Below are 12,137 nucleotides of genomic sequence, written 5' to 3' on the forward strand. Positions count from 1 at the left end.
AAATATACCGCATTTATGCGGATTACAGCGTTTCGCAAACGCCTAAAAGGCATATATAATTGAAGGGAGAGTAAAAGTGAAAGATTATGACTTTGATATAAACATAGCTGTTGTTGGGATAGGGCTTATAGGCGGATCTTATGCTATGGCTCTCAGGGCTTTAAAACCCAGAAGTATAATTGGAATAGACAGAGATGGGAAAGTTTTAAAGAATGCTCTGCACAGGGGCATTGTAGATGAGGTATATGAAAGTGGAGGGAAATTTTTAAAAGATGTGGATTTGGTTATAGCAGCTCTTTATCCTGGAGATACGGTGAAGTTTGTGAGAGACAATTTGCAGAATTTTAAGAATGGAGGAATTATAACAGATACTTCAAGTGTAAAGAGAGATGTGGTAAGAGATATAAATTCGTTTTTGCCTGGGCACATTGAATTTGTTGCAGGACATCCCATGACGGGCAGAGAATCCAGGGGAATAGAGTTTGCTTCGGCGGATATTTTTACAAATGCAAATTATATAATAACCCCGAGCAATAAAAATACGGCCAGAGGACTTAAAATCATAGATGAAATGGCCAGAAGAATAGGATGCGGCAGTGTGGTTTATGTGAGCCCTGAAAAGCATGATGATATAATTGCGTTTACCAGTCAGCTTCCACATGCTGCAGCAGTTTCAATTATAAATTCCCACGGGGAAAATTTTATAAATTCTATGTCATCCTTCATAGGGGGAAGTTTTAAAGATATCACGAGAGTTGCACAGATTAATTCTGAATTGTGGAGTGAGTTATTTATGATGAATTCAGATAAACTTATAGATGAAATAGAAATATTTCAAAGAAGTATGGACAGATTGAAGACAGCTTTAAAGGGCAAAGATACTGACATGCTGAAGGATATTTTCGAAAATGCAGCATGCAGAAGGAAATCTCTTATTAAAAGGTGAGGACAGTGATTTTATGAATGTTGTTGATATCAATCTTAAAGAAAAATCCTATAGGATATATATAAAAAGAGGAATTTTAAATTGTATAGGGGAAAAATTGGAAGATATTTATAAAGGGAAAAATGTTGTCGTGATTACTGACTATAATGTGGAGAAATTGTACTTGAACGTGTTAAAAAAATCACTTTTGGATAGTGGATTTGAAGTAAATGTAATATCCATAGAACCCGGTGAAAAGAGTAAGACCCTAGATGTACTCAAAAATGTATATAGGGATTTATGTAAATTTAATATAAGGAGAAATGATATTATAATATCGTTTGGAGGGGGAGTTGTAGGTGATCTGGGCGGCTTTGCCGCAGCTACCTATTTAAGAGGCATAAAGTACATTCAGGTTCCAACTTCAATTTTGGCACAGGTAGACAGCAGCATAGGTGGGAAAGTGGCCGTGGATTTGCCCTGGGGCAAAAATCTGGTGGGAAATTTTTATCATCCGGATGCAGTTTTTATAGATCCTGACGTGCTTTCGTCCTTGAAACGCAGATTTTTTAGTGATGGGATGTCGGAAGTTATAAAATATGGATTTATACGTGACAAAAGCATTCTGAAGGCACTTGACTCCTATTCCAGCAGGGAAGATGTCCTGGCTAATATTGAAGATATAATATATAAATGCTGCAGCATAAAAAAACAGGTGGTAGAAATAGACGAGATGGATTTGGGAAGCAGGATGATATTGAATTTTGGCCATACTTTAGGTCATGCTATAGAGAGATATTATAATTATGATAGGTACAGCCATGGTGAAGCCATAGCTATTGGCATGACTGCAATAACGGGAAAAACTGAGAAAATGGGTATAACCAAAAGCGGTACATATGATTATATGAAATTCACATTGGACAAATATGGACTCCCTACCTGCATGCCTAATTTGGATAAACAATCTGTCATGAATTCCATAGCATTGGATAAAAAGTCTTTAAGTGGTAATATTCTAAATCTCATAGTTTTAAAAGAAACCGGGAAAGCAGTGATAATGAAAGTGAAAATGCCCGAAGTAGAGAACTTCCTGTTTTAGATAAGATAAGATGAAAGGAGGAGGACAATATTGGAATATGTACATATAAATCCGGCAAAATTAAATGGCAAGATAAATGTACCTAGTTCTAAGAGTATATGCCATAGGGCGATAATATGTGCTTCATTGGGTGATGGTGTAAGCAATTTGGAAAATATCAGTTTTTCCAGAGACATATATGCTACCTGTAATGCTGTGGAAAATCTGGGCGTGAAAATATATAGAGGGAAATCTAATTTAACTGTAAAAGGAAATCCCCGGCTGACTGTGAAAAATCCGTATATAAATTGCGGCCAGTCAGGTTCCACCCTGAGATTTCTAGTACCTATAGCAGCCGCAATTGATGAGAAAATTATTTTCACGGGCGGTGGGAAGCTTATAGACAGACCTCTTGACGTCTATTACGACATATTCGATAATCAAAAAATATATTATAAAAATTTTAACGGGAAACTGCCCCTGATTTTAAAGGGAAAATTAAAACCAGGAGATTATGAAGTGAGAGGGGATATAAGTTCCCAGTTTATAACAGGGCTCTTATTTGTCCTTCCTATATTGGACGGAGATTCTTCGGTAAATTTAACTACTGCATTGGAGTCCAGACCTTATGTTGATATTACACTGGATGTATTAAAAAAATTTGGAATAAAAGTATGTGAAGACGGGCTTAAAAGATATGTAGTCAGGGGAAGACAAAAATATGAAAGCAGTGACTATAGAGTGGAAGGGGATTTTTCGCAGGCTGCTTTTTGGCTTGTTATGGGAGCACTTGGAAATGGCATTGTATGCTGCGGACTAAAAAAAGATTCCCTTCAAGGTGACAGGATGATAGTGGATATACTGAAAAAAATGGGTGTAAAAGTTAAATGGACGGGAAACAGTTTGATTGCCATGCCTTCCGATAGAATTTATGGCAGTACCATTGATGCTTCACAATGCCCCGATCTTGTACCCGTACTTGCAGCTTTGGCTTCTGTAAGCTGCGGTACTACTGAAATTAAAAATGCAGGAAGACTTAGAATTAAAGAATCAGATAGACTTAAAGCCATATCATCTGAATTAAATAAAATTGGCGGACATGTTTTGGAAAAAGAAGATGGACTTCTTATAAGAGGAAGGGAAAGGCTGGCTGGCGGTGAGGTAGACAGCTGGGATGATCATAGAATAGCCATGTCCCTGGCGTCGGTGTCTTCAAGATGTTTGAACCCTATGACAATAAAAGGGGCTGAATGTGTCAAAAAATCATATCCGGGATTTTGGAAAGATTTTATGATTTTGGGAGGTAATATATTATGAGCGGAATATGGGGGAATAAAATAAAAATATCCATTTTTGGAGAATCCCACGGAAAAGCTGTCGGTATAGTTTTAGACGGCTTGAAACCTGGTATTGAAATTGATCTTGGATACATAAGAGAACAGATGAAAAGGAGGGCCCCTGGAAATACAAGCTTGTCTACTGCAAGAAAAGAAAATGATGAGTTCCATATACTGAGTGGATGTTTCAGAGGCAGATCTACGGGGACTCCACTTTGTGCCGTGATATTGAACGGCGATGTCAATTCAGAAGATTATGAAGAAATTTCAAATATGCCGAGACCGGGTCATGCGGATTTTACCGGCAGAGTTAAATATAAGGGCTTTAACGATTACAGGGGAGGGGGACATTTTTCCGGAAGACTTACAGCACCTCTGGTTTTTGCCGGTTCACTGTGCAGAAAAGTACTTGAGGAAAGAGGTATAGTGATAGGGAGCCATGTAAAGAGTATAGGCCGCGTGGAAGATAAGTATTCCTTCGATGCTGTTTCCACTGATAAGAACACGCTTGAAAAACTTTCAAAAGATATATTTCCTGTATTGGATAAAGGCTGTGGCGAAAAGATGAAAGACAGTATATTGAGGGCCAGAAAAGAGGGAGATTCTCTTGGAGGAGTTGTGGAAACGATGGTTTTGAACCTGCCGGCAGGTGTGGGGAATCCATTTTTTAATTCAGTGGAAAGTACACTTTCCCAGCTTTTATTTTCTATTCCTGCAGTTAAAGGAGTGGAATTTGGAGAAGGTTTCAACATAGCTGCAATGAAAGGCTCAGAAGCCAATGATGAATACTATATGTCGGAAAATCATGAGATAAAGACCTATACCAACAATAACGGGGGAATTTTGGGAGGAATTACCAATGGAATGCCGCTTATATTCAAGACAGCCGTGAAGCCGACTCCTTCTATAGCAAAAGCCCAGAGGACCGTAAATATTGAAAGCGGTGAGGACGCGATTTTGAGAATAAAAGGCAGGCATGATCCCTGTATTGTACCGAGGGCTGTTCCGGTGATAGAAGCCGCTGCTGTCATAGGTATATTGAATTTGATGTAAGAAATAATTGGCGAGGTGATATTTTGAAAAGTTTAGAGGAACTTAGAGAGAGAATAAACAGCATAGATGAGAAGATGATTGAGCTTTTTCAGGAGAGAATGAGTGTGGTTTCCAGTGTGGCCGATTATAAAAGAATGAATGGTATGGATATACTGGATGAAAATAGGGAAAAAGAAGTTATAAAAATCCATCTGACAAATTTAAAAAAATATTCTATGGCAGATGTGGATGAAGTGGAAATTTTTTTGAAAGACATTATGGACATAAGTAAGAATTTTCAAAAGAAGAGAATAGAGAAATTTTGCGGATATGGTGGTGAACTGGAACCAGTGAAGTATGACAGCTCCTGTAAAGTTGGATTTCAGGGTGTGCCGGCATCTTTTAGTCATGAAGCCCTGGTTGGCTATTTTGGGGATAAAGTCAGGGCAGTTGGTTTTGACGATTTTGAAGATGTTTTTGAATCGCTGAGGAATGGGAATATAGATTATGGAATACTTCCTGTTGAAAATTCTTCTACCGGCGGGATTTCTCAAGTGTATGATCTGCTTGAAAGATATGATTTCTATATAGTCGGGGAAAAATGTATTGAGGTAACTCAAAATCTACTGGGTATTTATGACTCTTCAATTGACGATATAGAAGAAGTATATTCTCACAGTCAGGCTTTCCTGCAGAGCAGGGAGTTTTTAAAGAAACACAGCCGGTGGAAGCTTATACCTTATTTTAATACTGCCAAGAGTGCTGAATATGTGAGCAGAGAAAATAATAAGCACAAAGCTTCCATTGCAAGTAAGGAGGCTGCAGAATTTTATGGATTGCACGTATTGAAAGAAAATATAAATTACAATAACAATAATTATACTAGATTCATAATAATAGGGAGAAATATGATATGCGATAAAAACTCTGACAAAATCAGCATTCTTGTTGCTCTACCGCATAGAGTCGGAAGTTTGTACAATATACTTAAATTTTTCTGGAAAAATAACTTGAATATGACTAAAATAGATTCAAGACCTATAATAAATAAACCCTGGCAATATTTTTTTTACATTGATTTTCAGGGCAATATGACGAAGTCTGAAACTAAATACGCACTTCAGGGCATAAGGACAGAAAGCTCATATTTTAAATTATTGGGGAGTTATAAGGAGGATTAGTTTTTACAATTTATAATTTACGATTGACAATTGACAATTGTAAATTATAAATTGTTAATTGTCTAAGGGAGTTGATTTAATTGAGTAATTTTTATGGACTTATAGGAAAGACCCTGGCACATAGCTTTTCTCCCACAATACACCATCTTATTTTTAAGTCTATGGGGAAGAGCGGAGAATATAATCTCTTTGAAATAAAAGAAAAAAATTTGGACAGGTGCTTGGAGAGTTTAAAAATACTTGGGTGTCGGGGTGTCAATGTAACTATACCTTATAAGGTTGAAATTATGAAATACATAGATGATATATCCTGTGAGGCAGGGAATATAGGGGCCGTAAATACTGTGGAATTTTCAGGAGATAAGCTTATAGGCCACAATACGGATTATTATGGCTTCGGACTGACTCTGAAAAGGTACGGCATAGAGGTGCACAATAAGAGTATAGTGCTGTTGGGTACAGGAGGTGTTTCCAAAGCTGCAGCCAGATATGTCCTGGACAGGGGAGCCGGCAGTATGACATATGTGAGCAGAGATCCGGGAAAGTTCCGCGGAAATAAATTTAAAGTTATAGGATATGATGATCTATGCCGGATGAAGAAAAAAGATATTATAATAAATTGTACGCCCTGTGGAATGTATCCCGATGTCGACAGCTCTCCTGTAGATAAAAAAATTCTGGACAAATTTGACACGGCGGTAGATTTAATATACAATCCCCGGAATACCTTGTTTTTGAGATTGGCAGATGAATTGGGGCTTTATACTGTCAGTGGATTGTATATGCTGATAGCCCAAGCTGCAGCATCCCAGCAGATCTGGCAGAGAGAGAAAATATCTTTGAAAGCTGTAGATGAGTTATATGATGAATTTTTAAATATTCATAAAGATAAAGGGAATATGTAATTTTATGAAAAGAGTGTATAAGAATGTAGTTCTGATAGGCATGCCGGGTTCTGGAAAGACTACTTTGGGGAAAATACTGGCCGGCGAATTGGATAAGAGTTTTATAGATATAGATGAATATATAGAAAAACAACAGGAGTGCACTATTTCGGAGATTTTTAAAAGTGGTGAGGAATTTTTTAGAGATTTGGAATCAAGAGCTGTAGCACAGGTGAGCAAAAGGGAAGATATTGTGATATCTACAGGTGGTGGAGTGATAAAGAACAAAAAAAACATACTTAATCTCAGTAAAAAAGGGTTGATAATTTTTATAGACAGACCTCTTGAAAATATAATTGGTGATTTAGATATAAATTGCAGGCCTCTTTTAAAAAATAATGCTGGAGAGATTGAGAAAATATTTGAATACAGGTATCCTGTTTATAGGGACTGTTGTGATTTTTCTGTTAAAAATGTAGATACTATTGAAAATGTAGTTGGAAATATAATTGAATTGATAACGTCAATCTACGGCTTCATATGATGAGAAGTTGCCGGTTTTTTATCATATTTTTCATCATAATGATAGTATTATATAATATATATAGATAAATCAAGTTTTTTAAAGGCTTAAATTTTGAACTAGGAGGATACTTATGGAAAAATTTAAATCCATTTTAACTGAAATTGCAGTTGTGCTTGTAATATTATTGATTATATTTATGGCATCTTTGGTGGATATAAAATCCAGAGAATCCTCCCAAACCTCGAAAATGGTAAATGATATGCAGATTACCCTCCAGCAGTATAAAAAGTCAATAGATACTTTGGGGGATACTGTGCAGAAGGAGAGCACGGAGCTGCAGAAACTGAAAAATGATATGAATACCGGCAAGCGGGAATATAATCACAAGTGGAATGACGTGGTAGTGGCATATAACAGCAAATTGTCAGAATATAATTCTCATGTAAATGAATATAATAAAGATATAAAGGATTATAATACAAAATACCAGCAGTATGAAAATATGAAAAAGAAAAATGAGAATATAATACAGTGGATTAAAACTATAATAGGAATAAATTGATGAGCTGAGACAGGAGAGGAGATAAATGAAAAATAAGGGCGCAAGTTTTCCCATTTTATTCTTGGTATGCGGACTGATCTTAGTGGGACTTGTTTCTTCAGTATCCATAAGCAGTTATGTTAAGGCAAATTTAAATAAAGAGACCTCTTATGAAAGTACACAACTTAAAGACAATGAATATGGAAAGATATTTTTTAAAAAGCCTGAAAAATTTCCCGATGATATCTCTATAAAAATATATAAAAGCAAGAGAATAATGGAACTTTATGGAGATGGAAGATTGATGGGAAGGTTTAAAATCGGTCTTGGTAAAACTCCACAGGGTAAAAAAGAATTGGAGGGAGATAAAAAGACGCCGGAGGGAAGTTATTATATATGCTATGTAAATTCCCAAACAAAATATACATATTTTTTGGGAATAAGTTACCCTAATATAGAAGATGCACAGCGGGGACTGGACAAAAATATCATAAGCAGTGCTCAATATGAAAAAATAAAGCGTGCAATTGAAAATAAAAGACAGCCTCCATGGAACACTCCTCTTGGAGGGGCCATAGGTATACATGGAGGTGGATCCAAATATGATTGGACTTATGGCTGTATAACTTTATCTGACGGCGACATGAACATATTGAAAAATTATGCACCCTTTAAAACTCCCGTTGAGATATATAAATGAAAAATATTATTCTGGGGGAATATATAGGATAAAAAAAGCACAAAATAAAATATCAAATATGTGTAACAATAAGGGGTGCTTTTGGCATGGTTAAATACAAAAGAAATAGTATCATATTGGTTTTGAGCTTACTTACAGTATTTTTAACTGTTGTTTTTGCAACTATGGGATATAGGGCAAAATCCCTGGCAAAAGAGGCACAGAATTCCAAAAACTGCTATTTTGTAATCACGGGGAAAAAAACTATATGTAAGATTGATTCCGTTACAAATCAAATTGTTTCCAGAATCAATGTAGAAGGTATTCCGGAAGATGTGAAGATTTCTCCAGATGGGAAGACTTTGGCAGTAGTAGTATTAAATGCAGATGACGAGGATAAGAATGGATTCATATTATTTTATAATATCAAGGACAATAAACTCATAAAAAAATTAGAGGTCGGGAAACATCCCTCAAGAATATCCTTTGTCGGCAATAAAAATTATATAATGGTTACTAATACCAAGGACAACAATATTTCTTTGATTGATGCTGAAAATTATACTTTACTGCAGCCTATATCCTCCGGAAGGAGACCCATAGGTCTTTGTTTGTCTGCTGATGGTAAATACTGCTATGTGGCAAATACAGGAGAGGACACCATAACTGTGGTAAATACGGAAAATTTTAAGAATACGGAGAAGATGAGGGTCGGAAGATATCCTACGGACATATCTCTGAATAAGGTCAACGGCAATATTATGGTGACCCTGAGCAGGGAAAAAGCTGTTGCACTGATAAATCCGGGTACAGGGGATATTGAAAAAGTTAATTTGCTTGATGTACCTCGGGGATTTTGTAGATAAAAATATATGTGTAAGGTATGTACAAAATTAAAATATGAGTTATAATGTATTTAGAATGATTATCAATCAATAATAAAATTTAAACAAGTACTTGTTTAAATTTTATATTTTTTATAATTACCACCCCGCAGGGGTGGGGAGGAGGCAAAAGTGAATGAGGAAAAAAAGAAAGCTTTTCGAGCATTGAAGACCTCAAAGGGACAAATTGAAGGAATAATGAAGATGATAGAGGATGGAAGGTACTGCATCGATATATCAAATCAGATAATAGCAGCTCAGGCTCTGTTGAAAAAAGCAAATTTGCTTATATTGAAGCAGCATTTGAATCATTGTGTAAAAGATGCCTTTCTTCACAATTCAGGAGAGGAAAAGGTAGATGAAATAATGGATTTATTGAGTAAACTGCTGGATAAAAATTGAAAGAAGGTTTTTTAGAAATGGAAAACAGGACTTTTCAGGTAGAGGGAATGAGCTGTGCGGCTTGTGCTAGGACAATAGAAAAGGTAAGCAGGAAAGTGGAAGGAGTAAAAGAGGCCAATGTAAATTTTGCTACTGAAAAACTGACTGTATCTTTTGATCCTTCCAAGATGAAAATAAACCACCTAAAGAAAGATATTGAAAGGGCGGGGTATAAAATTCTCGAAGAAGAGAGTATTGGCGAAAAGGAAAAGAAGAAAGAAAATGAAATCAGAGGATTAAAAAGAAGATTTATTATATCTGCGGTGTTCACGGTCCCTCTTCTTGTCGTGGCCATGGGCCCTATGATAACCAGTGCCATTGATCCCATGATGCATCCCCGGGAATTTGCAGTGATTCAACTTTTATTGGTTCTTCCGGTAATGGTGGTTGGAAGAAAATATTTTATAGGTGGATTTAGATCCCTATTTAAAAGAAGTCCCAATATGGATTCCCTTATAGCAATAGGTACTTCGGCAGCATTTCTATACAGCTTATTTTCTGTATTTAAAATATTGCAGAGCGGTATCTATCGACATATGTATTTTGAATCTGCAGGAGTTATACTTACCCTTATAACTCTTGGAAAATATTTTGAAAACCTGGCAAAGGGCAGAACTTCCGAATCAATTAAAAAATTAATGGGGCTGGCCCCGAAAACTGCAAATGTAATAAAAAATGAAAGGGAAATTAGGATACCGATTGACGAGGTAAAAGTTTCGGATGTACTTGTAGTGAGACCTGGAGAGAAGATCCCAGTAGATGGCGAGGTTATTGAAGGGATGACTTCTGTAGATGAGTCGATGCTTACCGGGGAGAGCATACCGGTTGAAAAGACTCCGGGAAGTAAGATTATAGGTGCCAGTATAAATAAGAATGGATCTGTAAAATACAGGGCAACTAGAGTTGGAAAAGATACTGCACTTTCTCAGATAATAAAATTGGTGGAAGAAGCCCAGGGTTCGAAAGCACCTATTGCAAAACTTGCGGATGTAATAGCCGGTTATTTTGTACCTGTGGTATTGGCATTGGGAATATTGGCTTCTATAGGGTGGTATATATCCGGGCAATCCGCTGTCTTTGCAATAACTATATTCATATCTGTACTTGTAATAGCTTGTCCATGTGCCTTGGGATTGGCTACTCCGACGGCTATAATGGTTGGAACTGGCAAGGGAGCAGAGTACGGTGTACTTATAAAAAGCGGTGAAGCCTTGGAAGTTGCCCATAAAATACAGACTGTCGTATTTGACAAGACAGGGACTATAACTGAAGGAAAGCCTAAAGTTACAGATATAATACCGCTTGGCACTGCAAAAGAAGATTATTTGCTTCAAATTGCTGCATCTGCCGAAAGTGCATCGGAGCACCCTCTTGGAGAGGCTATAGTCAAAGAAGCTAAGAACAGAAATATCCCGCTGGAAGATGCAAAATCCTTTGCTGCCATACCAGGTTGTGGTATTGAAGTTTCCATAGATGACAATGAGGTGCTTCTGGGAAACATAAAACTTATTTCCAGCAGAAAAATTTCTCAAAAGAACATTGAAACAGAGTGGCAGCAACTTTCCAGCGAAGGTAAGACGCCTATGTATATAGCTATAAATGGTAAATTGATGGGAATAATAGCCGTGGCAGATGTGGTCAAGGAAAATAGCAGAAAAGCTGTGAAAAAGCTTCACTCACTCGGGATAGAAGTAGTTATGATAACCGGGGATAATAAAAATACAGCTCAGGCCATATCGAGACAGGTCGGTATAGATAGAGTGTTTGCTGAAGTCCTTCCCAAAGATAAAGCTAGTGAGGTGAAGAAGCTGCAGGGTGAAAACAAGAAGGTAGCTATGGTGGGTGATGGAATAAATGACGCCCCAGCTTTGGCCCAGGCAGATGTGGGAATAGCTATAGGCTCCGGTACGGATGTGGCTATGGAGTCGGCAGATATAGTGCTTATGAAAAGTGATCTGATGGATGTTGTTACGGCTATAGATTTAAGCAAAAAAACTATAAAGAATATAAAGGAAAATCTGTTTTGGGCCTTTGGATACAATTCTCTTGGCATACCGGTTGCCATGGGGGTGCTTTTCATATTTGGGGGACCACTTTTGAATCCCATGATAGCGGCATTAGCTATGAGCTTCAGTTCGGTTTCGGTGCTTTTAAATGCGCTTAGGCTCAAGAGATTCAAACCTGCATACAGTTAAAAGATTTAACTTGTGATTTAAATTGGGACTTTGAATTAAAGCTGCCAGTTTAAAAATAAATATAAAATGTAAAATAGAGAGGTGTAAAAATGTTTTTTAAAGGAAAAATAAAAAAAACAGTACATGTGGAGGGAATGAGCTGTCAGCATTGCGTGCAGCATGTTAAATCCGCTTTGGAATCAATAAAGGGAGTTTCAAGTGCTAAAGTGGATTTAAACAGTAAGACTGCAGTTATAAAGTCGTCTTCTGAGATTGACAACTCAGACATAGAAAAGGCCATCAAGGATGCAGGCTATGAGGTAAAAAGTATTGAGTAAAATATAAATAATGTGATCTTGAAATGTTGGGTAAATGGTAAAATTATTTACCCAACATTTTTTTATATGTTAGAGTTTCCCCAAAATAAATTATTTCAAATATACCTAGACCTA

Annotated in this window: 12 protein-coding genes and 1 pseudogene; all 13 read left to right on the top strand. The window is 36.8% G+C overall.

The features are described 5' to 3' along the window. The first annotated feature begins 76 nt into the window (after positions 1 to 76). The 13 genes and pseudogenes from AB8S09_RS15310 to AB8S09_RS15370 all read left to right on the top strand — a co-directional run bounded on the left by AB8S09_RS15310 (position 77) and on the right by AB8S09_RS15370 (position 12,023). Positions 77 to 946 (top strand): prephenate dehydrogenase, encoded by an 870-nt coding sequence (locus AB8S09_RS15310; protein WP_294180841.1) that lies wholly within the window; start codon positions 77 to 79, stop codon positions 944 to 946. Positions 947 to 959: 13 nt separating this feature from the next. After that, positions 960 to 2,027 carry a 3-dehydroquinate synthase gene (aroB, locus tag AB8S09_RS15315; RefSeq protein WP_294180962.1) on the top strand — a complete coding sequence of 356 codons (1,068 nt, stop codon included), beginning with the start codon at positions 960 to 962 and terminating at the stop codon, positions 2,025 to 2,027. 30 nt (positions 2,028 to 2,057) lie between these two features. Beyond that, positions 2,058 to 3,323, top strand: coding sequence for a 3-phosphoshikimate 1-carboxyvinyltransferase (gene aroA / locus AB8S09_RS15320; protein ID WP_294180839.1), 1,266 nt, complete (start codon positions 2,058 to 2,060; stop codon positions 3,321 to 3,323). Then, entirely contained in the window at positions 3,320 to 4,396 is a 1,077-nt protein-coding gene (gene aroC / locus AB8S09_RS15325; protein WP_294180838.1) for a chorismate synthase, read from the top strand. Before aroA ends, aroC begins: the two co-directional genes overlap by 4 nt. A gap of 23 nt (positions 4,397 to 4,419) precedes the next feature. Next, the gene (locus tag AB8S09_RS15330) at positions 4,420 to 5,556 is read left to right on the top strand and encodes a bifunctional chorismate mutase/prephenate dehydratase (protein ID WP_294180837.1); all 1,137 of its coding nucleotides are present in this window, start codon (positions 4,420 to 4,422) and stop codon (positions 5,554 to 5,556) included. A gap of 80 nt (positions 5,557 to 5,636) precedes the next feature. Next, entirely contained in the window at positions 5,637 to 6,461 is an 825-nt protein-coding gene (gene aroE, locus AB8S09_RS15335) for a shikimate dehydrogenase (RefSeq protein WP_294180835.1), read from the top strand. 4 nt (positions 6,462 to 6,465) lie between these two features. Continuing rightward, positions 6,466 to 6,984 (top strand): shikimate kinase, encoded by a 519-nt coding sequence (locus tag AB8S09_RS15340; protein ID WP_294180834.1) that lies wholly within the window; start codon positions 6,466 to 6,468, stop codon positions 6,982 to 6,984. Between the two features lie 112 nt (positions 6,985 to 7,096). After that, entirely contained in the window at positions 7,097 to 7,528 is a 432-nt protein-coding gene (locus AB8S09_RS15345; protein ID WP_294180833.1) for a hypothetical protein, read from the top strand. 25 nt (positions 7,529 to 7,553) lie between these two features. Then, on the top strand, positions 7,554 to 8,207 hold the full coding sequence (locus AB8S09_RS15350; RefSeq protein WP_294180831.1) for a L,D-transpeptidase family protein: 654 nt from the start codon (positions 7,554 to 7,556) through the stop codon (positions 8,205 to 8,207). A gap of 86 nt (positions 8,208 to 8,293) precedes the next feature. Then, positions 8,294 to 9,052, top strand: a complete 759-nt coding sequence (locus AB8S09_RS15355; RefSeq protein ID WP_294180829.1) for a YncE family protein — start codon at positions 8,294 to 8,296, stop codon at positions 9,050 to 9,052. 150 nt (positions 9,053 to 9,202) lie between these two features. Next, on the top strand, positions 9,203 to 9,472 hold the full coding sequence (locus AB8S09_RS15360; protein WP_294180827.1) for a metal-sensing transcriptional repressor: 270 nt from the start codon (positions 9,203 to 9,205) through the stop codon (positions 9,470 to 9,472). A gap of 2 nt (positions 9,473 to 9,474) precedes the next feature. Then, positions 9,475 to 11,706 (top strand): annotated as a pseudogene (locus AB8S09_RS15365) (heavy metal translocating P-type ATPase); the annotation flags it as partial. Positions 11,707 to 11,795: 89 nt separating this feature from the next. Further along, positions 11,796 to 12,023 (top strand): heavy-metal-associated domain-containing protein, encoded by a 228-nt coding sequence (locus AB8S09_RS15370; protein WP_294180825.1) that lies wholly within the window; start codon positions 11,796 to 11,798, stop codon positions 12,021 to 12,023. Positions 12,024 to 12,137: the final 114 nt, after the last annotated feature.

Origin of the sequence: Clostridium lapidicellarium (assembly GCF_041224415.1) — a bacterium.
In the GTDB taxonomy this organism is placed as follows: domain Bacteria; phylum Bacillota; class Clostridia; order Clostridiales; family Clostridiaceae; genus Clostridium_B; species Clostridium_B lapidicellarium.

Coding starts and splice junctions, on each gene's coding strand:
- aroB (WP_294180962.1), top strand. CDS start 960: ATGAATGTTGTTGATATCAATCTTAAAGAAAAATCCTATAGGATATAT.
- aroC (WP_294180838.1), top strand. CDS start 3,320: ATGAGCGGAATATGGGGGAATAAAATAAAAATATCCATTTTTGGAGAA.
- AB8S09_RS15340 (WP_294180834.1), top strand. CDS start 6,466: ATGAAAAGAGTGTATAAGAATGTAGTTCTGATAGGCATGCCGGGTTCT.
- AB8S09_RS15345 (WP_294180833.1), top strand. CDS start 7,097: ATGGAAAAATTTAAATCCATTTTAACTGAAATTGCAGTTGTGCTTGTA.
- AB8S09_RS15350 (WP_294180831.1), top strand. CDS start 7,554: ATGAAAAATAAGGGCGCAAGTTTTCCCATTTTATTCTTGGTATGCGGA.
- AB8S09_RS15355 (WP_294180829.1), top strand. CDS start 8,294: ATGGTTAAATACAAAAGAAATAGTATCATATTGGTTTTGAGCTTACTT.
- AB8S09_RS15370 (WP_294180825.1), top strand. CDS start 11,796: ATGTTTTTTAAAGGAAAAATAAAAAAAACAGTACATGTGGAGGGAATG.